Source organism: Myxococcus llanfairpwllgwyngyllgogerychwyrndrobwllllantysiliogogogochensis (assembly GCF_006636215.1).
Taxonomy (GTDB): domain Bacteria; phylum Myxococcota; class Myxococcia; order Myxococcales; family Myxococcaceae; genus Myxococcus; species Myxococcus llanfairpwllgwyngyllgogerychwyrndrobwllllantysiliogogogochensis.
The window spans coordinates 1-22,963 of record NZ_VIFM01000188.1 but is presented as its reverse complement, the minus strand read 5'-3'; the positions used below and the strand labels follow the sequence as shown (position 1 = coordinate 22,963).

The 22,963-nt window shown below is 66.6% G+C and carries 18 protein-coding genes; 10 read left to right on the top strand and 8 right to left on the bottom strand.

Annotated features, from left to right (window positions below; genetic code table 11):
• Nucleotides 1-1,597: efflux RND transporter permease subunit (locus FJV41_RS34240; protein WP_141646808.1), on the top strand; the 1,597-nt coding region annotated here is incomplete at its 5' end.
• Between the two features lie 166 nt (nt 1,598-1,763).
• Complete coding sequence (locus FJV41_RS34235) at nt 1,764-2,222, top strand: DUF2267 domain-containing protein (protein ID WP_141646807.1); 459 nt, start codon at nt 1,764-1,766, stop codon at nt 2,220-2,222.
• Nucleotides 2,223-2,283: 61 nt separating this feature from the next.
• Here FJV41_RS34235 and FJV41_RS34230 read toward each other — a convergent pair whose 3' ends face one another.
• Nucleotides 2,284-2,835: a glutathione peroxidase gene (locus tag FJV41_RS34230; RefSeq protein ID WP_141646806.1), complete on the bottom strand. Its 552-nt coding sequence runs from the start codon at nt 2,833-2,835 to the stop codon at nt 2,284-2,286.
• A gap of 67 nt (nt 2,836-2,902) precedes the next feature.
• On the bottom strand, nt 2,903-3,982 hold the full coding sequence (locus FJV41_RS34225) for a hypothetical protein (protein WP_141646805.1): 1,080 nt from the start codon (nt 3,980-3,982) through the stop codon (nt 2,903-2,905).
• 200 nt (nt 3,983-4,182) lie between these two features.
• Here FJV41_RS34225 and FJV41_RS34220 point away from each other — a divergent pair, with 200 nt between their 5' ends.
• Together FJV41_RS34220 and FJV41_RS34215 are read left to right on the top strand one after the other, a co-directional pair.
• The gene (locus FJV41_RS34220) at nt 4,183-4,890 is read left to right on the top strand and encodes a response regulator (RefSeq protein WP_141646804.1); all 708 of its coding nucleotides are present in this window, start codon (nt 4,183-4,185) and stop codon (nt 4,888-4,890) included.
• A 3-nt stretch (nt 4,891-4,893) separates the two neighbouring features.
• Entirely contained in the window at nt 4,894-6,174 is a 1,281-nt protein-coding gene (locus FJV41_RS34215) for an ATP-binding protein (protein WP_141646803.1), read from the top strand.
• Between the two features lie 33 nt (nt 6,175-6,207).
• Here FJV41_RS34215 and hflC read toward each other — a convergent pair whose 3' ends face one another.
• A complete protein-coding gene (gene hflC / locus FJV41_RS34210; RefSeq protein ID WP_141646802.1) occupies nt 6,208-7,149 on the bottom strand; it encodes a protease modulator HflC in 942 nt (313 codons plus the stop codon).
• Nucleotides 7,146-8,213 carry an FtsH protease activity modulator HflK gene (hflK, locus tag FJV41_RS34205; RefSeq protein ID WP_141646801.1) on the bottom strand — a complete coding sequence of 356 codons (1,068 nt, stop codon included), beginning with the start codon at nt 8,211-8,213 and terminating at the stop codon, nt 7,146-7,148. Before hflK ends, hflC begins: the two co-directional genes overlap by 4 nt.
• A 128-nt stretch (nt 8,214-8,341) precedes the next feature.
• Here hflK and FJV41_RS34200 point away from each other — a divergent pair, with 128 nt between their 5' ends.
• Nucleotides 8,342-8,800 (top strand): peroxiredoxin family protein, encoded by a 459-nt coding sequence (locus tag FJV41_RS34200; protein ID WP_174458284.1) that lies wholly within the window; start codon nt 8,342-8,344, stop codon nt 8,798-8,800.
• 92 nt (nt 8,801-8,892) lie between these two features.
• On the opposite strand, the gene FJV41_RS34195 is transcribed toward FJV41_RS34200, so the two are convergent.
• The gene (locus tag FJV41_RS34195; protein ID WP_141646799.1) at nt 8,893-9,603 is read right to left on the bottom strand and encodes a hypothetical protein; all 711 of its coding nucleotides are present in this window, start codon (nt 9,601-9,603) and stop codon (nt 8,893-8,895) included.
• Nucleotides 9,604-9,986: 383 nt separating this feature from the next.
• Here FJV41_RS34195 and FJV41_RS34190 point away from each other — a divergent pair, with 383 nt between their 5' ends.
• The 5 genes from FJV41_RS34190 (at nt 9,987) to FJV41_RS34170 (ending at nt 18,232) form a co-directional block, all read left to right on the top strand.
• On the top strand, nt 9,987-10,769 hold the full coding sequence (locus tag FJV41_RS34190) for an alpha/beta fold hydrolase (protein WP_141646798.1): 783 nt from the start codon (nt 9,987-9,989) through the stop codon (nt 10,767-10,769).
• A 70-nt stretch (nt 10,770-10,839) separates the two neighbouring features.
• Entirely contained in the window at nt 10,840-11,976 is a 1,137-nt protein-coding gene (locus FJV41_RS34185; RefSeq protein WP_141646797.1) for a hypothetical protein, read from the top strand.
• Between the two features lie 134 nt (nt 11,977-12,110).
• Nucleotides 12,111-13,394: a hypothetical protein gene (locus FJV41_RS34180; protein ID WP_181791125.1), complete on the top strand. Its 1,284-nt coding sequence runs from the start codon at nt 12,111-12,113 to the stop codon at nt 13,392-13,394.
• A 134-nt stretch (nt 13,395-13,528) separates the two neighbouring features.
• Nucleotides 13,529-17,011 (top strand): Ig-like domain-containing protein, encoded by a 3,483-nt coding sequence (locus FJV41_RS34175; protein ID WP_141646795.1) that lies wholly within the window; start codon nt 13,529-13,531, stop codon nt 17,009-17,011.
• Between the two features lie 705 nt (nt 17,012-17,716).
• Nucleotides 17,717-18,232 carry a CAP family protein gene (locus FJV41_RS34170; RefSeq protein WP_141646794.1) on the top strand — a complete coding sequence of 172 codons (516 nt, stop codon included), beginning with the start codon at nt 17,717-17,719 and terminating at the stop codon, nt 18,230-18,232.
• A 143-nt stretch (nt 18,233-18,375) separates the two neighbouring features.
• On the opposite strand, the gene FJV41_RS34165 is transcribed toward FJV41_RS34170, so the two are convergent.
• The 3 genes from FJV41_RS34165 to nhaA all read right to left on the bottom strand — a co-directional run bounded on the left by FJV41_RS34165 (nt 18,376) and on the right by nhaA (nt 22,824).
• The gene (locus FJV41_RS34165) at nt 18,376-19,374 is read right to left on the bottom strand and encodes a hypothetical protein (RefSeq protein ID WP_141646793.1); all 999 of its coding nucleotides are present in this window, start codon (nt 19,372-19,374) and stop codon (nt 18,376-18,378) included.
• Between the two features lie 367 nt (nt 19,375-19,741).
• Nucleotides 19,742-21,433 (bottom strand): ABC1 kinase family protein, encoded by a 1,692-nt coding sequence (locus tag FJV41_RS34160; RefSeq protein WP_141646792.1) that lies wholly within the window; start codon nt 21,431-21,433, stop codon nt 19,742-19,744.
• A gap of 35 nt (nt 21,434-21,468) precedes the next feature.
• Complete coding sequence (gene nhaA, locus FJV41_RS34155) at nt 21,469-22,824, bottom strand: Na+/H+ antiporter NhaA (protein WP_141646791.1); 1,356 nt, start codon at nt 22,822-22,824, stop codon at nt 21,469-21,471.
• Nucleotides 22,825-22,963 lie beyond the last annotated feature (139 nt).

Genomic DNA, 22,963 nt, shown 5'->3' with positions numbered 1-22,963 from the left:
GAGACAGGTGCTGGGCTGGGGGCTGAAGCGGCCCTGGCGGGTGCTCGGCGGGGCGGTGGTGATTCTGGCCGCCAGCGTGTTCGCGTTCCGCGCGCTGCCGGGCGAGTTCGTCCCGTCGCAGGACCAGAGCCGGTTGATGGTCCGCCTGCAGACGGCGGTGGGCAGCAGCCTGGAGGAGTCGAATAAAATCTTCCAGCGGGCGGAGGCCTTCGCTTCCTCGCGCCCGGAGGTGCTCAGCGTCTTCGCGGTGGTGGGCGGAGGCGGTGGCAACACCAGCGCGAACGGAGGCTTCATGATGCTGACGCTGAAGCCACCCGACGAGCGCATGCCGCAGGCGGAGTTCCAGCAGATCCTCCGCAAGGAGCTCAACAGCTACCCGGGTCTGCGCGCGGTGGTGCAGGACCTGTCGCAGGCGGGCTTCACCGCGCAGCGCGGGTTCCCGGTGGAGTTCAGCGTGCGCGGCTCGGACTGGGACCAGCTGGTCAAGGCGAGCCAGGAGATGCGCGAGAAGGTCCAGGCGAGCGGCAAGGTGGTGGACGTGGACACCGACTACCAGTTGGGCATGCCGGAGCTGCGCATCACCCCGGACCGGGCGCGCGCGGCGGACCTGGGCGTGCCGATTCAAGCGGTGGCGACGACCATCAACGCGCTGGTCGGCGGCGTTCGCGTAGGCAAGTACAGCACCGGAGGGCGGCGCATCGACGTGCGCATGCGGCTGTTGGCCGGGCAGCGTTCCCGGCCGGAGGACCTGGCGATGCTCAAGGTGCGCACGGCGAGTGGTGCGCTCGTCCCCCTGTCGTCGCTGGTGACGCAGGAGGAGCGGCCGGCGCTGCAGGCCATCACCCGCAGGGACCGCGAGCGCGCCATCAGCATCTTCGCCAACGTGGCCCCGGGCTCCAGTCAGGAAGAGGCGCTGGCCACGGTGGAGCGGCTCGCGAAGGACCTGCCTGGAGGCGTGCGAGTGGTGCCGGGCGGCGCGAGCGTGGCGTTCCGCGACTCGATGAGCAGCCTGTTCTTCGCGCTCTTCCTGGGGATTGGCGTCGCGTACATGGTGCTGGGAGCGCAGTTCAACTCGTTCCTGCACCCCGTCACGGTGCTCACGATTCTCCCGCTGTCGGTGGCCGGCGCGTCCTTCGCGCTGCTGGGCACGGGCAGCACGCTGAACATCTTCAGCATGATTGGCTTGTTGCTGCTGATGGGCATCGTGAAGAAGAACTCCATCATCCTGGTGGACTACGCGCTCCAGCAGCGCGAGCTGGGGTTGGACGCGGTGGAGTCGATGCTGCGCGCCGGCCCCGTGCGTCTGCGGCCGATTCTCATGACGTCCACGGCGACGATGATGGCGGCGGTGCCGGCGGCGCTGGCGCTGGGCGCGGGCAGCGAGACGCGCGCGCCCATGTCCATCGCCGTGCTGGGTGGCCTCTCCGTCTCCACGGTGCTGAGCCTCGTCGTGGTGCCGGCCTTCTACGTGGTCGCCGACCGCATGAAGACGCGGCTGGCCACGTGGCGGGGCAAGCGTCCGGATGACGAGGTCGGCGGGCCCACGGCACAGGGGCGGCCCGGGGGCGAGGAGCCTCGCCCGGCGGCGCACGGCTGAGGTCAGGGGCTCGCGGCTTCACGCCGCGAGCCTCTTTCACCCAGGCGCTGGCGAGGGGGCAGGCGCCGTCACGGCGTCTGGCTGAAGCACGCGCGCACCGTGGACATCGTCAAGGGCACGTCGGTGGATAGGCAGGCGAGTCCACGGCGAGCAAGGAGATGACCCCATGGCGCACGAGACCGAGCTTCCTCCCTCCATCACCCCGGTGAAGGAGCGCGACGAGTCGCTGGACCTCCAGGCGTTCCTCGACGAAATCGGCAACAGCCGCGAGGTCAGCGTCAACAAGGTGGACGCGCGAGACGCGGCGCACGCGGTGCTCTGCACGCTGGCGCGCCGCCTGTCCGACGGCGAGGACGTGAAGCTGATGCGCGCGCTGGGCCCCGACATCGGCGACATCGTCGGGGAGTGCACCATCCTCCGGGGCCCGTCGCATGCGCGACGCATGCACCGCGACGAGTTCATCTCCGACGTGGCGGACCACCTGAAGATTCCGGTGGACCAGGCGGACCGGGTGATGAAGGTGGTGTTCACCGCGGTGAGAGACCGCATCCCGGAGGACGAGGTGTCCGCGGTGGCCTCCCAGCTCCCGGCGGACCTCGCGGACAGCTTCCGCCGGCCGGTGTAGCCAGCGGAGTCGCCGGTACCGGGCTTCCCGTCTCCAGGAAGCCCGGCGCGGCTCACGGTCTTCAGGCCGGCCTGGCGAGCGCCGCGTCGATGGCCTGGATCAGGCGCGGGTCCTCCGCCGTCACGTCCGGGGCGAAGCGCGCGGCGACGCGACCATCGCGGCCAATGAGGAACTTCTCGAAGTTCCACTGCACTTCCGGAATCGGATTCGCGTCGATGCCGTAGCCCTTGAGCTTCTGGCGCATCGGCCCTTCGCCCGTGGCGTCGGGGACCGCGCTCGTCAGCTCGCGGTACAGCGGGTGCTTGTTCTCGCCCACGACGGAGATCTTCGAGAACAGGGGAAACTTCACGGAGTAGGTCAGGTCGCAGAAGTCCTTGATCTCCGCCTCGGTGCCCGGCTCCTGGCCCAGGAAGTTGTTCGCGGGAAAGCCGAGCACCTCCAGCCCCTGGCTGTGCTTGTTCTCGTAGAGCTTCTCCAAGCCCTCGTACTGCGGGGTGAGGCCGCACTTGGAGGCGACGTTCACCACCAGCAGCACCTTGCCCTTGAACTGGCCCAGCGTCAGGGCGGCGCCGTCGATGGACTTCAGCGGGATGTCGTAGAGGTTCTGGCTCATATGGGCGCAGAGCCTCTTACTTTGGCCCCGCGCCCGTCAATCGCCGCCGCGCGATGTGTCGTCCCGTCTATACGCGGGTGACGCTGAGGCGCGCGAAGTAGTGCCAGGTGGAGCTGACGCCCTGTGCGGTCGTCGACTTGTGCCGCTGGACGATTCGCTCCGTCGATTCACCACTCTGGTGCTCCAGGATGAGCCGGGCCTCCACGGTGGTGGAGAACCAGGCGCGCACCATGCTGGGAATCGCGTTGGCCGTGCAGATGCTGCCGACGACGAGCACCCGGGGATCATCATTCGGGATGGTCTCCGAGTCGCCCCCAGCGAGGCGCAGCCGGCAGTAGCCACCGTTCGCGGTGGGTGACTTGTTCGTCACCATTCCGTCCGCCTCCTGGCCGGTGAGGTAGACGACGCTCGAGTAGCCGGAGATGTCGTACGTCCCGGGGGGAACCGTGATGACCCCGGTCTTCAGGTCCAGCCGGATGGAGCGCTCGGGCGAACACGCCTCCACGCGGGTGAACACCCGGGTGTTCATTCCGGGCGCCAGCGTCTTCGTGTCTGGCGAGTCCTCGGCGAAGACGGCGAACACGCGCGAGTAGTTCACCGGGGAGGAGGTCCACTGGTAGGTCTCCTCGGTCTTGCCTCCCTCTCCGTCCAGGGTGAGCACCTGGATGTTGTCGTCGCTCCGGCCGCCGGTGAGCCACCGGTCCTTCGCGCCGCCCACCTTCAAGTAGACGGCCCGGCCTCGTTTGACCTCGCCGCTTCCCACCGCCGTGCGACTCTGCATCACCGTCCACTGGTAGCTCGACTCCATGTCGCCGCCCTCACCGTCGAGCGTGGAGACCTCTCTCTGGCCCTCGCTGCGTCCTCCCGTCAGCCAGCGGGGCTTGTCGCCGCCCACCTTGAGATAGACGATGTCGCCGTAGCGCAGGGGGCCGCTGCCCACGGTGTCGCGGGTCTTCATCAGGGTCCACCGGTAGCTAGACTCCAGGTCGCCGCCCTCGCCATCGCGGGTGTACACCCGCTTGTTGCCGTCGCTCCGGCCGCCGGTGAGCCACCGGTCCTTCGCGCCGCCCACTTGAAGATAAAGGGTTTCTCCATAGATGAGTGTGTCGGTGGTGGGGATGAGCTCCGGAGCGGGGAGGGGCTTCATGGGACCGATTCGTGGGGACTCAAGGCTGGCTTTCTCAGACACGGCATCCTCCTGTGGATGCGCTGAACGATGACATACGCCATGAGGCAGCCCGCCCACTGATACGAAGCGATACAATGAGAGACGAAGCGGCTCGCTCGCCAACGGATGCAACGGAAGGGGTATGCTTCAGGGGACGCATTCCTGGCACGGGCACCCTCATGGAACTGAAAAGTCAGACGTCGACCCCGCGTGTCTTCATCGTGGATGACGATACGCAGCTCACGGCGATGGTCGCCGACTACCTGCGGATGCATGGCTTCACCGCGGAGTGTGAGGTCAGCGGTGACCGGGCGGTGCCACGGATTCTCGCCGCGCGGCCCGACCTGGTGGTGCTCGATGTGATGCTCCCCGGCAAGGATGGCTTCACCGTCTGCCGGGAGCTTCGGGGGGCCTATCCGGGCCCCATCCTCATGCTGACGGGGAGGGGCGCCGAGGTGGACGAAGTCGTGGGGCTGGAGAGCGGCGCCGACGACTACCTGCCGAAGCCAGTCAGCCCCCGCGTGCTCCTGGCGCGGCTGCGGGCGCTCTTGCGCCGCACGAGCACGGCGCCCGTGCCGGAGCCTGGCCCCGTTCGCGTCGGCGAACTCACGGTCGACCCGGCTCGCAGAACGGCCCATCTGCGGGGGGCGGCGCTCGACCTGACCTCGGGCGAACTGGACGTGCTGTTCCTGCTGATGACGCATGCGGGGCAGGTCGTGACTCGGCAGCTCATGTACCAGCGACTTCGGGGCGTGGAGCAGGATGACATCGACCGCTCCGTGGATCTCCGAGTCTCGCGTCTGCGTCACAAGCTGCGCGAAGCCTCCGGCGAGGCGGACGTCATCAAGACGGTCCGCGGGGTCGGCTACCTCTTCACCGTGAGCTGACCCGTGGACCGACTCTTCCTTCGCGTCTATCTCCACATCTTCGCGGGCGTGCTCATCGCCGGACTCGCCGCCAGGGCGTTCGTGATTCCGAGGATCAACGCGCAGCTCGCGAGGAACCTCGAAGTCTCCCTCGCGGTGCCCGTCGGGCTGATGGCCGAGCTGTTCGAGGCGCGCTACCGCGAGCACGGTGATTTCGGAGGTCCCGCCGAGGAGGCCTCCAAGCGCTTCGGCGTGCCAGTCGCGCTCATCCCGCAGGCACGGACCCCGCTCGACGCCGAGGGAGCCGAGCGGCTCGCGCGCGGGCAGGTCATCCGGGAGGGGCCGGTGTTCGCGTCGATGCTCTATGCGCGCATCGAAGGGACGAGCCACGTCCTCCAGGTGGGGCCGCTGCCGCTCATGTTCCCGCTGGGCGGTGCGCGAGGCGGCGCGCTCCTCCTGCTCTTCGTGGGCGGGCTCTCCCTGGGCATCTTCGCGCTCCTGCGCCCCGTGCGCCGTCAGCTCCTGGACCTGCGGCGAACCGCCGAGGCGCTCGGCAGGGGAGAGCTCGGGGCGCGAGCCCAGGTCGGCTCACGGGACGTCATCGGCGCCCTCTCGGCGGCGGTGAACCACATGGGCGCGGAGCTCCAGCGCTCCATCACCCTGCGAGACGAGCTCCTCCACAACACCTCCCACGAGCTTCGAGCCCCGAGCCAGCGGCTGCACTTCAGCCTCGCGCTCGCGAGAGAAGCGTCAGAGCCCGACGCGCGGGAGCACGCCTTCGACCGGGTGGAGCGCAGCCTGTCGGAGCTCGATGCGCTCATCGACGAGCTGTTGACCTATGCGCGCCTGAAGGCGCACGGCGCGCACAAGGAGACCCGGGTGGACGTGCGTCCTGTCCTCGCCGCGCTCTGCGAGACCCTGACCCTGCTGCCACACAAGGCGGTGCTGGCCGCCCCGGGGCCGGACGAGGAGCCGCTCGTCGTTCGTGTCGAGGCCCGGCTCATCGAGCGCGCGACGTCGAACCTGATTCTCAATGCCCTGCGCCATGCGAACTCCCGGGTCCAGGTCAGCCTGAGCCGGGAAGGGCGCGTGATTCACATCCATGTCGACGACGACGGGCCTGGGATTCCGCTCGCGGAGCGGGAGCGGATCTTCGAGCCGTTCCATCGACTCGACGACGAGCGCCACGGCTTCGGGCTCGGGCTCGCCATCGTGCACCGCATCGCGGAGGTGCATGGAGGGAGCGTCCGTGCCCTGGGCTCGGCGCTGGGGGGCGCACGCTTCACGCTGTCGTTTCCAGCGTGAAGCGCGGCCCGAACCCGGGGCGGAGCCTTGCCCCTACTTCTTCGCGCTGCTGCGCAGGTAGCGATAGAACTCGGAGTCGCTGCCCAGGAAGAGGGACGTGGAGCGGTCCACCACCTGGGGGTAGGCCTCCAGGGTGCGCATGAACTGGTAGAACTCCGGGTCCCTCCCGAAGGCATCCGCGTAGATCTTCGTCGCCTCGGCGTCGGCGGTGCCGGTGATCTCCTGCGCCTTGCGGTACGCCTCCGAGCGGATCTCCTTCAAGTCCCGCTCCCGCTGTCCGCGCACTTCGGCCGCGCGGCCCATGCCCTCGGAGCGCGAGCGCTCGGCGGTGCGACGCCGCTCGGAAATCATGCGCTCGAACACCTTCACCTGGACCTCGTCGACGTAGTTGATGCGGCGGATCTGCACGTCCACCAGCTCCACTCCGAACTCCTTGACGATCTCCGCGGCGCGGTCGCGAATCTGCCGGGTGAGCTTGTCGCGTCCTTGGGAGACCTGCTCCAGCGACTCACCGCGCTCGGCCTCGGTGGTGTACTCGTCGTCCTCGAACGGCCGGTTGGTGGAGCGCACCGCCTCAATCAGCGCGAACGAGGCGATGGTGTTGCGTGTCTCGCCGTCGATGATGTCGTCGAGCCGGGACTGGGCATTGCGCTCGTCGCGCAGGCGCTGGAAGAAGCGCAGCGGGTCCACGATGCGCCAGCGGCCGAAGGTGTCCACCCAGATGTACTTCTTGTCCTTGGTGGGGATCTGGTTCGGGTCCCCGCGCCAGTCCAGCCAGCGCTTGTCGAAGCGGTTCACCGTGTCGACGAAGGGCTGCTTGAAGTGCAGTCCCGGCTCGGTGATGGACTGGCCCCGGGGCTGGCCGAAGCGGGTGATGACGGCCTGCTCGTGCTCGCTCAACGTGTACGTGCTGGAGAAGCCCAGCACGACGGCGAGCGCGGCGACGACGACGAGAATCAGTGCGACGCGGCTCATTGCTGGGCCTCCTTCAGCTGCGCTGCGCCCGCGGAGACGGAGTCCGCCCCGTCCATCCGCAAGAGGGGCGTGAAGCCCTTGAGGTTCTCATCCATGACCACCTTCTGCCCGGCGCCCTGGAGCACCTGGCTCACCGTCTCCAGGTACATCCGGCGACGGGTGACCTCCGGCGCCTTGCGGTACTCCTCGTAGACGCGGGTGAAGCGCTCGGCCTCGCCCTTGGCGCGGTTGACGCGTTCAATCGCGTAGCCCTCCGCGGAGCGCAGCGCCTCCTCGGCCTCGCCCTTGGCGCGGGGGATGGCGCGGTTGCGCTCGGCGTAGGCCTCGTTGATGGCGCGCTCCTTTTCCTGGATGGCCTGGTTGACCTCGTTGAAGGACGGCTTGACGGGGTCGGGCGGGTTCACGTCCTGGAGGACGACCTGCTGGATGTCCACGCCCGTCTCGTAGCGGTCCGCCAGGTCCTGGAGCAGCAGCTTGGACTGGGTGGCCACCGTCTGGCGGCCCGTGGTGAGGACCTCGTTGACGGAGTGGTCGCCGACCACCGCGCGCATCGACGCCTCGGAGATATCGCGGAGCATCCCCTCCACGTTCTTCACCTTGAAGAGGTACTTGTACGGGTCCTTGATCTTGTACTGGACGATCCACTCGACCACGGCGACGTTGAGGTCACCGGTGAGCATCAGGGACTCGCGCTTCAGGTCCGACGTGCTCGCCGAATACGACGTGGCGCGCGAGTTGACGGACTCCGTGCGGAAGCCGAACTCCGCCTTGAGCTGCCGCTGCACCGGCACCTTGACGATGCGATCCACCCAGAACGGCAGCCGGAAGTGGGGACCCGGCTCCACCGTGCCCACGAAGCGGCCGAGCCTGAGGATGACGCCAACCTCGTCCGGCTCCACCTGCGCGTAGCTGGTGAGCAGGCCCACCAACGTGACGAGCGCAATCGAGCCCAGCAGGAGCCGACGTCCGAGGCCGCGACTCAGCCTCTTCTGCAGCTCACGCAGGACGTCCGCGGGGTCCCGCCCGTTCGGGTCGGGGTTCAACACTCGAGGATCCCATGCCATCCCTCAGTCTTTGGACTGCAAAGAATCTACTTGCAAGGAGAACCGGGGCGGCGAGTGAAACGGGCCCGGAATCCTGGTTCATTCGTGACCCCTTGCCTGCCGAGCACCTATGGTCCGTCCCCGCGCCCATGGTCACCCTCGACGCCCCGGCTCCCGACTTCGAAGCCCTCACCACGCAGGGGCAGCGCCTGCGCCTCTCCGCGCTGCGAGGGCGCCCCGTGGTGCTCTTCTTCTTTCCGGCCGCCTTCACGCCCGTGTGTACCCAGGAGGCGAAGCATTTCGGCGAGGCGCTTCCGCAGCTGCGGGCTCTTGGCGCCGAGGTGGTGGGCGTGTCCACGGACACGCACCAGGTTCAGTGCGACTTCGCCGCGGCGACGGGCGCCGAGTATCCGATGGTGGGCGACCCGAGCGCGGGCATCGCGCGCGGCTACGACGTGGTGTGGCCGCTGCTCAAGCGCGTGCAGCGGGTGACCTTCGTCATCGATGCGCGGGGCATCATCCGAGGCATCTTCCACCACGAACTGCGCGTGGAGCACCACGTTCGCATGGTGGTGCGCGCCGTTCAGGGCCTCGCCACGGCGGGCTGAACCGCGCGGCGGCTCGGCCTTCGACTCCGGAAACGACACCGGCCTCGCGGCCGGGATGAACCCGGAGCCGCGAGGCCAGGAGCGGACAGGGCTCAGTAGTTGAGGTTGACCGCGAAGTGGAACGTGTCACCGGACGCGTTGTCCACGTCCGCGCGGAAGTCGAAGTTGGTGCCGCTGCGGTAGTACCAGAGGTAGCCGCCCGCGCCGACGTTGCGGATGACCTGGTCCTTGATGTTGAGCGTCACGTTGCCGGAGGTCGGGCACACGGCGGTCTTGTGGTAGTCCACTCCGCCGCGCTGGGCGTAGGCGCCACCGCCCCAGTTGGTCAGGCACATCTTCCAGTCGTAGGCCGCGTTGCAGAAGTTGTCCTGGAACCAGGTGATGTCGCACGGGCCGTAGGCCGCGGCGCTCGTGCTTCCGGCGGCCAGGCCGTCCTTGAAGATCGACTCACCGCGCTCGGTCGCACCCTCGGCGTCGCGGGGGGACGTGCGCATCAGCTCGTAGCGCTGCTGGGCGATGCCGAGCGCCTGGGGCACGTCGCTCCGGCCGGTCAGCTTGCTCCACGCCGCGGCGGGGCCGATGCCGTCGATGGCCGCCGGGGGGTTCGGGTAGACGCCGGCCTCCATGACCATCACCTCGCCGTCCGCCAGCTCGAGGAACTCGACCACGTTGCCGTTGTCGCGCTCCACGCGCGCCAGCACCGACGCGGGCGTCTCCGTCTTCTCGGCGGTGGTGTTGGCGTCCTCGATGCCGCAGCCGGCGGCGAGGACCATCATCATGACTCCAGGGACGATACGCTTCATGGGACTTCTCCCGAGCAACGCGCCTGGCGCCGCTCTTGTTGTGGTGGGGTGGGATGCAAGTGCGCGCCGCGAAACCGCATGCGGACCGTGTCGGCGTGCTCCCGGTCCATGAGCAATGGCCGTGCCGCGCGTGCTCTCAGAGGGAAGCGCGAGGAATCAGGGGCACGCGAGCGCAACGCCGGCCGGCAAGTCCTGCCGTGTCAAAGGCAGTCCTTGCTCGTGCCTGTCGCTCCGCTGGAAATGCAGTGGTGGACAGGTCCGGGCGCGTGCATGGGGCGTCCCGGAGGGAAGTAGGGCAGACTTGGTGGGTGATGGCCCCGGCGCCACGGATGGCGCGGTGGGTGGACGGGCAGCGCCCGTACCAGGGGCCGGGAGTCAGGCCAATGAAGCACAAGGAAGCCAGGATGGTGTCCGTCAACGGCCCCGCGGGTCGGTTGATGGCGACAGTCGAGGGCGACGGCGGCATCCCCGCCATCTTCGTGCACGACGTCGCCGGGGACCGGTCTCACTGGGCGGAGACGCAAGCGGGGCTCGCGACGCGCAGCGTGGCCTTCGATCTTCGCGGGCTGGGCGAGAGCAGCGGCTCCCACGGTCCCTTTGGCGTGGAGGCGGCGGTGGAGGACGTCGTCGCGGTCGCCGACGCGCTGTCCCCCGAGAAGTTCGTCCTGGTGGGGCATGGCTTCGGAGCCGCGGTGGCCGGTGCCTTCGCCGCGTACTACCCCGAGCGGCTGGCCGGGCTCCTCTATGTCGAAGCGCCGGGAGACCTGCGCCGCATGCCCAAGGCGGAAGCGGAGGCCTGGCTCGACAACTTCAGCGCCGCGAAGTACGGCGCCTTCCACGAGCACTGGCTCACGCCCCAGCTCCTCGCAGCGAAGGACTCCACGCGCGTGTTGGTGATGAAGACGATGCGCACCTCGCGTCGCGAGGCCATCGCCGGGAACCTGGAGTCGCTGCTCGCGCATGACCCGGACGCGGCGTTCGAGCAGTTCAAGGGCCCCACCCACGCGCTGGTGGCGGCCACGGGGCCGGAGACGCTGGTGGGCCAGCGGGCCGACCTGTCACGCACCGTGGCGCCGCACGCCAGTCACTGGCTGATGTTGGACTCGGCGAAGTGGTTCCACACGGAAGTGGTCCGCTTCCTCGGTCAGAGTCGGCACCACCCCTGAGCCACGCGGGTCCGGGCCCGCTCGTCTCGGGTGCGTCGTCGCTCTACACTGCCTCCCTCCTGGAGGAACGATGCACCTGAAGAGACTTCACCGGTCGGCAGTGAGCGCCGTGTTCTCGCTGGCCACGGGCTTCGCGCTCGCCAGCGTGGCGGGCTGTTCGAGCGAGGATGCGCCGGGCGTGGATGTGCCCAACCCGCTGACCAACCCCAAGGATGGCCCGCCCGCCGGCAATCCGAACGCGGAGGCCACCTGCACCGTACCCGCGGAAGCGGGGCTCGCTGACAGCTCCAGGCCGACCACCGTTGTCGGCACGGGAACGCCCGCGAGCTGTACCAGTGCCGCCTTTGTCGAGGCCGTGGCCCGGGGCGGGGTCATCACCTTCGACTGTGGCCCGGAGCCGGTGACGATCACGCTCGACAGGACGGCGAAGATCTTCAACGACAAGGGGCCGGAGATCGTCATCGACGGCAAGGGGCTGGTGACGCTCAGCGGAGCGGGCAGGCACCGCATCCTGTACATGAACACCTGTGACCAGAAGCAGGTGTGGACGACCTCCCACTGCCAGAACCAGGACCACCCTCGGCTGACGCTCCAGAACCTCACGTTCGTGGATGCCAGCTCCAAGAGTGAGTCGGAGTTCGACGGAGGCGGGGCGGTCTGGGTGCGCGGTGGGCGGGTGAAGGTCATCAACTCCCGCTTCTTCAACAACGCGTGCGCGGATGTCGGGCCCGACGTTGGAGGTGGCGCGCTCCGGGTGTTCAGTCAGTACGACGGGCGGCCGGTCTACGTGGTGAACACGACCTTCGGCGGCAAGCAGGGCTTCGGCGGAGTCTGCTCCAACGGCGGTGGCATCAGCAGCATCGGCGTGTCGTGGACAGTCATCAACAGCCTCTTCTCCCACAACCGGGCCATCGGCAACGGCGCGAATCCCGCCACTCCAGGCACCCCGGGAGGGGGCAGCGGCGGCGCCATCTACAACGACGGCGACAGGATGACGCTGTCCCTGTGCGGCACGCGAATCGAGCACAACGAAGTCAACGCGCATGGAAGCGCCATCTTCTTTGTCAGCAATGACCATTCAGGCGACATCCGCATCGACCGCTCGGTCATCCAGAACAACCGGGGTGGCTCCTGGTACGTGACGTATCCCCAGATATCGAATCACTCGGATACGCCGATCGCCGTCACGAACTCCACGATTGAGTGACGGAATGGCTGTCAAGGTGCGGGTGAGAGTGCGGGCTACCATTGACACCAGTGAGCAATTGACTGGGAGTGAACAGTGTGCTTTTTCTCGCACTGCCTCGAGGCCATCAAAGGCTCATCAAAGGATCGTCCCAAATGTCAGTGGTTTCGAAGCTGCCCGCTCCGGCTGCCCCGCCCCCGGCTCAACCTTCCGGTACCGTCACGCTCTACAAAGACGCGGGTTGGGTGGGCTCGCCCTACTCAGTCAATACCCGTGATTACCTCAAAGACACACGCCATTCCATCGCCGGGTCGAGCCTTCACGACGAAGCGACCTGGATTGCGTTCAATCTGCCGGTAGGCACCGTCATGACCCTGACGGATAACTACGTCGCCCCGGCCAACGGCAATGTCTATGACCTCATCAACTGCGGCAGGGTGGTCGACCTCGTGGGAACAGGCCAGACCGAGGCCGTGGATCTCACGAAGATCAACCTGAACGATTGCATTTCGGCGTTCTTCTGGCACACGCCCGATCTGAGCGCTGGCGCCATCGAACTCTACGAATCCTCCGCCTTCGCGGGGAACCGCACCGTCCTGTTCCTCTCGGAGTGGGGCGCGGGAAAGACCTACGCCCTGGATGGCTGGTACATCAAGGACCGCGCGAGTTCCGTGCGCTGGCCCGCGCTGGTGGATGCCCAGATGGCCTCGTTGTTCAACAACAACGACGGCTCGGGGGCGGCCTATGGGAACATCAAGGCGTGGGGCAGCTTCTCGGAGGTGAGCAATCTCAAGGAGGTCGGATTCAACGACGCCGTCTCCAGCTTCTCCTGGAACAACCTCCTCCCGAAGCAGTCGTTCGTCAAACCGGTGGACATCGTGGTCCCCGACTCCGTCGGGAAGAGGGTGTCGGACAGTCTGCATTGGCCAAACGACTCCTCCGCGGTCCAGAAGCAGACCCTCTCGGTCGACGTCACGGACGAGCAGACGACAACGGTGACGGCCACCAACCAGTACACGGCGGGCATGCAGTTGAGCTATTCGCTCTCGGCCAAGAAGACCCAGGGAACGAATGAGGTGACCAAGGAGTGGACACTCAGCGTCGGCTTTGTCTATTCGCATACTGATGAATCGTCGTTGACCAAGACGCAAAAAACGACGCTCGTGGTCACGGTTGAGTTGAATGTGCCCCCCTACTGCATCTTCGACGCGACGCTGTGGGTGCAGCTGGGGCAACTGCCCCCTGGCACGACCTACAAGACCACGGCCGAGCGCTGGTATGACCAGGAGCTCAAGGGAAGCGTGTACGATCCTGCGAACGGCTACTGGAAGCGCACGGAGTCCGTCACCTTGCAGATGGGCGGAACCCTGGCCGTCAGTCAGACCTGTGAAACCAAGGAGAGCGCTCTCCCCGAGAAGCCGCCGGTCACCGCGCCATAACATGCAGGCGTCGTGAATGGCTGATGGCCGCGCCGCTCCGAGGAGGGGCGCGGTGGACTTCCCGGCATTGATTCGCTAGGAACCGTCAGTCCATGAACTCAAGAATAAGCAGTGCGACTGTTTTATGGGCAGGAGTGCTGGCCGCAATCGCGCTCACCGGATGTACGAAGGAGGGTGAGCGCGAGAGCCGCGTGGGGACCGTGTCGCAGGCCGCGACGTCACCGGTGAGCGTGTCGGAAGCGGTGGCGATCACCAGCCAGGGCATGACGCAGAACGGCTCGGCGCACCGCAACGAGGCGCTGCTCGGGGTGTTCCAGACTGAGGACTACGAGGTCGAGGCGCTGCTGCGCTTCCCTCAGCTCGGGGTGCCGCAACGGGCGGTGGTGCAGAGCGCGACGCTCCGGTTCGCCGTGGAGACCTATACCGACGACTTCGCGATTCGTGGCTCGTATGTGCAGGTGCCCTGGAACCTGGTGGCTGGAGACCTGGGGTGGCAGTTCCGGGATGAGGACCTGGCGTGGGACCGGCTGGGCGCGGTGGGGCAGGGGACGGACCTCGTCGCCGGCTCCTCGTTCCAGGTCACCACGTTTCCGAGCACGGTGAGCGTGCACAACGTGCCGCTCGATGTCGCGGTGGTGCAGTCGTGGGTCGATGACCCTTCGACGAACCAGGGTGTGATGCTGGCGAACTCGAAGGTCGGCAAGGTGGCCAAGCTGTTCACCAGTCTGGCGACCCAGCCGGAGCGCCGGCCGCTCCTCACCATCGAATACACCCCGCCCGTGGCGAACAGCGACACCACGCCGCCGACGGTGGCAATCACCTCTCCCGTGGGAGGCGCGACGGTGGAGGGCGTGGTCGCAATCACCGTGGCCGCGAGCGACAACGTGGGCGTGGCGAACGTGCAACTGCGCATCGATGGCCGCAACCTCGCTTCATCGCAGCTCGACACCCGCTTGTTCCGCAATGGCGACCACGTGTTGACCGCGCACGCGCGAGATGCCGCTGGCAACCTCACCACCTCGGCCTCCGTGCGCATCACCATCGACAACGAGCTCGTCGACACGGGTCCTCCGCAGGTTCAGGTCACCGCGCCGGTCGCGAGTGAGACGGTGAGCGGGCCCTTCACGGTGCGGATGAGCGCGGTCGACGACATTGGCGTCACCCGGGTGCATGTCGAGCTGGATGGCACCCAGGTCGGGGAGGCGGACATGGCCGCCCCCTGGTCGGTGACGCTCGATACCGAGGCGCTCCAGCCCTACGGGCTTCGGCAGCTGACCGCGGTGGCGCGCGACGCCGCTGGCAACGTCGCCAGCTCGGCGCCGGTCACTATTACCGTGAGCGCGCCTCCGCCCGATACCATTCCTCCCGAGGTGCAGATCGTCTCGCCCGCGAGTGGCGTGACAGTGGGCGGCACCATCCAGATCAAGATCGACGCCTACGACAACGTGCGGATCGCCGGCGTGCAGTTGAGGGTGAACGGCCAGAATGTGGGCCGCGAGGACCTCGGCTATCCGTATTGGATCAACGTCACCACCACGCAGGTGGGCGATGGCACCTTCCCTGTGACGGCGGTGGCGCGTGATCGCGCCGGCAACCTCACGACGTCCGCGCCCATCACCCTCACCATCGCCAACGGGCCGCCTGTGGTGCTCGCCATCCCGGTGGCGCACCCGCGCGTCTGGTTCACCGCGTCCCGGCTGGCCCGCGCCCAGGCGTACTTCGCGCAGCACCCGTACACCCCGGTGGCGAACGTCCAAGGCCCCGAGCAGGCCATCGACGCGGCGATGCACTCGCTCATCACCGGGACTCCGGCGTCGTGCCGCTCCGCCATCACCTGGGCGGTGCAGACCGAAATCCCCATCAGCGAGAACACGGTGTCGAGCGATCCGGCCCGTTGGTACGGCGAGGCGGTGATCCTCACCTATGACTGGTGCTTCGCGCACCTGCTGCCGGCGGAGCGCACGACCTTGATTGCTCGCTGGAACCTCGCGATCGAGGCGCTCAACGACAACCCGTGGGGCGGCATCGGCATGGAGGGAAACAACTACTACACGGGCTACTTCCGCAACTCGCTCCTGTGGGCGATTGCCAGCTGGCATGAGAACCAGCCGTACGCCAACAACCTCCTGCAGTACGCGATGAGCTCGCGCTGGGACTTCTCGCTGCGGCCCTACCTGGACGGCCCGGCCGCTGGCGGTGCGCCTCACGAAGGCTCGACGTATGGCCGCCGGACGTTCGGCTACATGACGGTGCCATTCACCACGCTCGGCCTGTACGGGCACGACATGTGGAACCAGACGAACTACTTCATGGAGTCGGTCTTCTGGTCCATCTACTCGACCACGCCAGGGCGCAGCCGGATGGGCCAGTTCCAGCTGTTCGAGACGTTCCCGTACAACGATGACGAGCGCTGGTTGACCCGGTGGGACTCCAGCAACACCGCGCAGACGCTGCTGGGCAGCTACTTCGCCCCGCTCATCGAGGAGTGGTCTGCCCAGCCGATCGCCGGCTATGCCAAGCGCTTCCTCGAACTCACCGGTCACCCGATTGATGACCGTCTGATTCGATATGTCTACAGCGACACCGTGGCGGCGGTGCCGTCGAGGGACCTCGCGGAGCTGCCGCTCGACTACCACGCGCCTGGCCTGGGCATGGTGTACGCGAAGACGGCGTGGGCGCCCGATGCGACCATGATCAACCTGCAGTTCGGCATGACGTCCAACGCGGGCCATGCCCACCGTGACGCCGGCAACTTCCAGTTGTGGCGGGCCGGCGAGTTCCTGACGCGGGAGACGGTCGGTTACGCCAACTCGATTGTTGGCTACGCCGGGGGTGGCGCGGTCGACGTCGAATCGCCCGTCGCGCACAACACCCTCCTGTTCGAGGGGATGGGCACGGTCGGCTACTACCATCACGTGCCCCAGATGTTGCGGCTCCACTCGACGCCGGTGGTCAACTACGCCGCGGTCGACCTGACCGGTGTGTACGACTTGAACGACGAGTGGGCCCACCGCGAGGCCGAGGTCGGCAACCCGTACGCGGGCAGGGTGGTGCGGGAGACGCTGTTCGTTCGTCCGCTCGACACCTTAATTGTGTTCGACCGGCTCGAGAGCGTGAGCGACAACGCCGCGGTCGACAAGACCTTCGTCATCCACTTCCCGGAGAACCCGGTGCTCACGGGCAACACGTGGTCGGCGAACAGTGGCGGTCAGGCGCTGAGGGTCAGCACCCTGGTGCCGGCCACGCCGACGCGGCGAATCGTCGACGAGCGCGGCCCGGTGCGCCCCAATGGCACCTACCCGTACCCGGTCGGCCAGTTCCGTGGGGAGATTGAAACCAGCGGGCAGGTGGTGAGCCACTTCCTGCACGTGGTGCAGGCCAGGGATGTGGCCAGCGGTGCGAACCTTCAGCTCACGCTCAACGAGACGTCGACTGCGTACACGGTGACGCTGGTCCATCCGACTCGGGGGAGCGCGGTGGTCACCTTCGAGAAGGGGATCGCGAGCACAGGCGGCAGCTTCGGCTTCGCCGCCACGGGCGCGGTCACCCAGTCGCCGCTGCGCGCTGGCGTCCAGGCGATGACCGTCACGCCGAGCGGGCCGGTCTGGGGACCATAACCGGGAGAAGGCCATTCCCCGCACCCAGCGCCGAAGCCCGTTGACGCGTCAGTCTTTCCGGTTGACGCGTCAAACCACTTGCCGCGCAGTGACCTCACCCCGTCTTTCACTCTTGACGCCATCAAAAAGCAGCGGGCATGTAAATTGCTGATACATGTGATTCCCTTCCCATCGGAACCCAACATGGTCCGCCAATTCATCGTGTTCGCAATCGTAGCGCTGCTCACACAGCCCGCAATCGTGATGGCAGCGCCGAATACCCCTCAAACGCCCCCCTCTCCACAACAAGCCACAAAAGCCCCCGGCAAGGATTCGCAAGCAAAGAAGTCCCCACAGCCCGCGGACACAAAGGCCAAGGCAAGTCCGCCCCCTGCAACGGGGAGTGGCGACTATGACCCCAGGTGGGCGCAAGGAGCCATGCTCGCATGCCAGGCGGCATGCCAGAAAAAACACGGGACTTCCGCCAAGAAAGTCATTCCAGACATGAGCGTGATAGACGTGGAGAGGTGCGACAATGTCGAGTGCGCATGCGCGAACAGCGCAAGCGTTCGCACTCAGCTTCCGGATGGCGCGTTTTGCGTCAGATATATGATTGTGACGCCGCCTCCCAGGCCTCAGTATGGCGTTTGCAGGCAGGGCCAGTGCTACGTCAAATAGCGGGTTCCTGAGGCGTTGCAGTTCAGTTCCCATCAGGAGTTTACGGCAATGCGCAACCATCAAGTCTTGTTCATCCTGCTCACCCTGCAGACGCTCATCGTCGCCAACGCATTCGGCCAACAGCCCTACCAGAGTGCCGCGCTTTCCCTCCACAATCAGTACCGCGCGAAACACGGCAGCCCGCTCTTGAAGTCGGATGCCAGCCTGATTGCCAGTGCGGAGAAATGCGCGAACTACTATGCGGCGAAAAAGACGATAGACCACTCATGTCCATACAAGAACGGTGCGGGGGAAAACCTGACTGGCGGCGTGGGCTCGTGGTCCCCGGGTGACTTCACAGCCATGGGTGTCAAGATGTGGTACGATGAAGTCAGGTATTACGACTTCACGAAGCCTGGTTTCTCCATGAACACCGGCCACTTTACGGCGGTGGTCTGGAAGAGCAGTACCAAGCTGGGGTGTGGCGTTGTTACGAAAGATGGCTATACGGCCATGGCTTGTTTGTATAGCCCTCCGGGGAACATGATGGGGCAATTCCCGGCCAATGTCCTTCGCTTGCGGTAATCCAGCACCCGTGCAGAGCCTCGCGAGTGCCCCGGACGCCTACCCAACCCATCCCGGTCGGAACCGCTCTCGTCATCAGTGGGTTGGAGGATCCATGCAGGTCAGCTCCTCTTTGGCCGGATTTCACGCGCCGCTTGAGGCCCTCAATCGTACGTGGAATTTCTTCTTCCACACTCGTTGAATGTGCCAGTCAGTTGAGACCCATTGCGCTGATAGCAATAGATCGCCTCGCTCGAGGCCTCGTCGCATGCGGAGCTATGCGCAATCTCTCCTGACGGCAGCGTGACCATTGACCCGCAGCTCTCGAACGACTCTTTGAGCCGGAGCTTTCGCGGGAACTCCTTGCCCTCCGCGGTGACGCTCACGCTGGAGCTACTGCTCCCAGAATAGTCCCCGCCGCTACCCCACTCGATGCCGAAGATCTTCACCAGGGAACCGTCCTGGGCCTCCCAGTAGGAGAGCTCAGAGTGGCAAAAACGAGGACAATCTACCAGCTCGACCCTGATGTTCTTTCGCACGGGGTCAGTGAGGTTCTCGAACGCAAAGACAATCTTGGTGGGGTCGTACGATGTCGACTGCTCTGGCTTTCCCGGCAAGAACGGCATGTTGATGGAGCAATAGGCGTTCTTCTCCGCGAGAGGATGGAGCACTGCTCCAGTGATGAACTGCTCCTGGCCGCACATCTTTCCCCGAGCCTGGAGAACGACATCCTCCGTTTCTGCAGACACGATGCGGGCACGGAAGACATCGAGCACCACGGATACAGGGTCGTCCTCCTTGCATGAGGAGTACATGTCCCACCGGGTTTCGAGGAGAAGTGGTTCGAGAAGCTTCTTCACCTCGGCAAACCGCGTCGCGGCGCCCAACTGCTTCTTCAACACCTTGGGCAACACCGTGACTTGCTGCTCCAGGGGACAGACCCAGGGCTTCGGTGGTGCCGCCACGACAGCGCCCGTTCCCGCATCCCCCCCGCCCGTGCCAGCATCCATGGTCGGCGGCGTCTGGGCATGCCCCGCCAGCGGGCTTGACGCGACAAGGAGAGGCAGCAGTAGCAGTCGCGCCTGATGATGCCCCCACGAGAATGCGGTCAGCACGCGAGCCGTCGGTGATGGACTCCAGTCACGACACTTCAATCCCAACATGACCCATCCTCCTGTGGGGTTGATGCCAGGGAGCTGACTCTCTGACCACGTCCCGATCCATGGAACCCCTTCGAGCTCCGCAGTGACGGTGCAGGCGTTGAATCTATTCAATCTTGAGATCCAGCTTGCTCCGCCCAAGATTTCTTGAGGCCTCTCACTGGGGGATAGCTCCCCCTGGCGGTGGAGGCGCTCGGCGAGCCTTGAGCCTCCGTCGTGCTCGCGTCAGGGCCCTCCTTGCGGTGCCTAGATGAACGAGCCTTGAACGTCAATGCCAATCAGTCAAGGGCGAGCAGGCCCATACTGCCGCGACCGCGTTCAAGGATGGTGTCTTTGCCGAGCCGAGCCGTCCACGCAGCTGCCAGGGCAGCTACTTCCTGGGCTGCTTCTTCAAGAACCGGCTCAACCGCACCTTGCCCAGGCCGCGTCCGCCGAACAGGTACCAGGTGATGGCCGCGCCGAAGAGGCCCGCCGCCAGGGCGATGCCCACCGCGCCGAGCACAGGGATGTTCCCATACATCCACGGCTTGGGCGCGAAGGAGATGAACGCGCCCACGATGAAGCCACACGCGCACAGCCCCATGAAGGCAATCACCGCCGCGCTGCGCAGGTTCTCGTTCAGCTTCTCGAACTGGTCCGCGCGCACCGTCACGGTGAACTTGCCGGACTCCATGTCGAGCAGGATTTGCGACAGTTGCGTGGGCAGGTCCTGGGCCATCGACTGCAGCCGCAACAGCGTGCGCATCAGCCCGCCCTGGAGCTGCGTCGGGTCATACCGCCCCGCAAGCAGCTCCTTCGCATAGGGCAGCGCCACCTCGATGATGTTCATCTCCGGGTAGAGGCTGCGCAGCATGCCCTCGGTGGAGATGGAGGCGCGGCTGAGCAGCGCGTACTCCTTGGGAATCCGGATGCGGTACTTCACCGCCAGGTCCAGCAAGTCCCTCAGCAGCGTGCGCGCGTCCACCTGTCCCAGCGTGGTGGGCAGGTGCGAGCCGAGGATGCTCTCGATGTCGTTGCGGAAGCCCACCAGGTTGGCCCGTGCGTCCGGCACGCCCACGCGATAGAGGATGCGCGCCACCGAGTCGCTGTCCTTCAGCGCCACGGCCAGACACAACATCACCAGCGTCTCCTGCATCGGCCGCGTCAGTCGTCCCACCACGCCGAAGTCCAGCAGCGCCAGCCGGTTGCCCTCCAGGAGCAGGAGGTTCCCCGGGTGCGGGTCGCCGTGGAACAGCCCGTCGTCGAACAGCTGCCGGAAGCTCGCCTCCAGGATGTTCTGGGCAATGGCCTTCCGGTCCTCCTCGGCCAGCGTCTCCGGAGCAATCTTCACGCCCCGGATGAACTCCAGCGTCAGCACCGTGCGGCTGGACAGGGACGCGTACACGCGCGGAATCTTGAGGTAGGTCCGCTCCCGGTGGTTCTCCAGGAAGGCGCGGACGTTCGTCGCCTCGTTGATGAAATCCAGCTCCTCGTGGATGGCCCGGTCGAACTCGTCGACGATGCCCGTGGGCGTGTAGATGCCCGTCTCCTCCACCACGGCCTCCAGCAGCCGCGCCAGACTGCGCAGCACCCCGAGGTCGGAGTCGATGCTCGCGGCGATGCCCGGCCGCTGCACCTTCACCACGACTTCCTCTCCCTCCAGCGTCACCGCGCGGTGAACCTGGGCAATCGACGCCGCCGCCAGCGGCGTCTCGTCGATCTGCTTGAACAGCTCGCTGGCTTCCTTGCCCAGCGACTCGCGAATCTGGGAGAGCACCTGCTCCAGGGGAATCGGCTCCACGTTGTCCTGGAGCAGGGCCAGCTCCTCGACGAACTCGGCCGGCAGCAGGTCCGCGCGCGTGGACAACACCTGGCCCAGCTTCACGAAGGTGGGGCCCAAATCGTTCAGCAACATCCGGAAGCGGCGCGCGGTGGATGCGCGCTGGGCCTCGGGAGAGACCTCCACCTTTTCCTGGCGACCCAGGATGCGCCACAGGCCCGCGCGCTCGAGCACCTCGCCAAAGCCATGCCGCGCCGCGATGACGGTGATCTGCCGCACACGGTTGAGGTCCTGGAGAATCACGGGAGGTTCTGTCTCCTTGCTGCGACGGTACGACGTTATGCCTGTGCCACCGGCTTCGCCACGAAGCGCAACAGGACATAGCCCACCACCGCGGACAGCAGTGAGCCGACGAGGATGCCCAGCTTGGCCTCGTTCAACAGCTCCGGCTGCCCGGCGAAGGCCAGCCCCGCGACGAACAGGGCCACCGTGAAGCCGATGCCCGCCACCACCGACACGCCGTGGAGCTGCCCGAGTCCCGCGCCTCCAGGCAGGGTGGAGACCCGCAGCTTCACCGCCGCCAGGGTGAAGAGGAAGATGCCCACCTGCTTGCCCACGAAGAGGCCCGCGATGATGCCGAGCGGCAGGGGCGCGAGCAGGTCCTTCCATCCCATGCCCGCCACGGAGATGCCCGAGTTGGCCAGCGCGAACAGCGGGACGATGCCGTACGCCACCCACCCGTGCCACAGGTGCTCGAAGCGGTTGAGCGGCGGCTCCAACTCCTCCAGCCGGTCCTCGATGTAGAGCAACTGCGCGCTCCGCATCGACTCATCCTCGGCGTTCTGGGTGCAATCGCGGATGTACGTGGAGAGTTCCTCCAGCACGTTCCGGCCCGGTCGGGTGGGGCGCGAGGGGATGCACAGGCCCACCACCACGCCGGCCAGCGTGGCGTGGATGCCGCCATGGTGCATCGTGTACCAGAGCGCCACGCCGCCCAGCAGCCAGACGATGCCGTTGCGGACATAGAAGCGGTTGAGCGCCATCAGCACTCCGACGACCGCGGCGGCTCCGAGCAGCCACTCGACGTGCAGTCCCGTGCCGTAGAACAGGGCGATGACGAGGATGCCGCCAATGTCGTCGAAGATGGCGAGCGCCGTGAGGAAGACGATGAGCCCATGTCCCACGCGCGCCTTCACCAGGGTGAGGCAGCCGATGGCGAACGCGATGTCCGTGGCCATGGGGATGGCCCAGCCCGCCATGGCCGGGGTGCCCGCGTTGATGGCGACGTAGAGCGCGGCGGGCACCACCATGCCGCCCAGCGCGGCGATGAGCGGCAACATCGCGCGAGACATCGTGCGCAGCTCCCCCGCGCTCAGCTCGCGCTTCACCTCCATGCCCACGAGGAAGAAGAACAGCGTCATCAATCCGTCGTTGATGAGCTGCTGAAAGGTGAAGGACGCATGGGTGCCCGCCACCCCGAGCTCCAGGCGGGCGTCGAACAAGCCGACGTAGGACGAGGCCCACGGGGAGTTGGCCCACACCATGGCGACCACCGAGCACAGTGCCAGGAGGATGCCGCTGCTGGCCTGGAGGCGGAAGAAGGCCTGGAGTGGGGCGATGGCCACCCGGAAGAGCGCGGGCACGGGCGCCGGTGCGCGGGTCCGGGGAGAGGGCGTGGTCGAAGGTGTCTCCATGGTGGGGGGCAAGATGCCCGCGCCTTCCCGTGGGCGCACCCGTTTTCGGACGAGGGCCCGCCGAAATGTCACCCGTGCGTGCTAGGGAACTCGGCGGGTAGGGTGAGCCGTTCGTTGATCCACGGGGCGGGGGCATGAG

Excerpts from the sequence above, each read along its gene's own strand:
- FJV41_RS34185 (WP_141646797.1), top strand. The coding sequence starts at position 10,840 with ATGCACCTGAAGAGACTTCACCGGTCGGCAGTGAGCGCCGTGTTCTCG.
- FJV41_RS34230 (WP_141646806.1), bottom strand. The coding sequence starts at position 2,835 with ATGAGCCAGAACCTCTACGACATCCCGCTGAAGTCCATCGACGGCGCC.
- FJV41_RS34235 (WP_141646807.1), top strand. The coding sequence starts at position 1,764 with ATGGCGCACGAGACCGAGCTTCCTCCCTCCATCACCCCGGTGAAGGAG.
- FJV41_RS34200 (WP_174458284.1), top strand. The coding sequence starts at position 8,342 with ATGGTCACCCTCGACGCCCCGGCTCCCGACTTCGAAGCCCTCACCACG.
- FJV41_RS34225 (WP_141646805.1), bottom strand. The coding sequence starts at position 3,982 with ATGAAGCCCCTCCCCGCTCCGGAGCTCATCCCCACCACCGACACACTC.
- nhaA (WP_141646791.1), bottom strand. The coding sequence starts at position 22,824 with ATGGAGACACCTTCGACCACGCCCTCTCCCCGGACCCGCGCACCGGCG.
- hflC (WP_141646802.1), bottom strand. The coding sequence starts at position 7,149 with ATGAGCCGCGTCGCACTGATTCTCGTCGTCGTCGCCGCGCTCGCCGTC.
- hflK (WP_141646801.1), bottom strand. The coding sequence starts at position 8,213 with ATGGCATGGGATCCTCGAGTGTTGAACCCCGACCCGAACGGGCGGGAC.
- FJV41_RS34180 (WP_181791125.1), top strand. The coding sequence starts at position 12,111 with ATGTCAGTGGTTTCGAAGCTGCCCGCTCCGGCTGCCCCGCCCCCGGCT.
- FJV41_RS34165 (WP_141646793.1), bottom strand. The coding sequence starts at position 19,374 with ATGTTGGGATTGAAGTGTCGTGACTGGAGTCCATCACCGACGGCTCGC.
- FJV41_RS34170 (WP_141646794.1), top strand. The coding sequence starts at position 17,717 with ATGCGCAACCATCAAGTCTTGTTCATCCTGCTCACCCTGCAGACGCTC.
- FJV41_RS34190 (WP_141646798.1), top strand. The coding sequence starts at position 9,987 with ATGAAGCACAAGGAAGCCAGGATGGTGTCCGTCAACGGCCCCGCGGGT.
- FJV41_RS34195 (WP_141646799.1), bottom strand. The coding sequence starts at position 9,603 with ATGAAGCGTATCGTCCCTGGAGTCATGATGATGGTCCTCGCCGCCGGC.
- FJV41_RS34220 (WP_141646804.1), top strand. The coding sequence starts at position 4,183 with ATGGAACTGAAAAGTCAGACGTCGACCCCGCGTGTCTTCATCGTGGAT.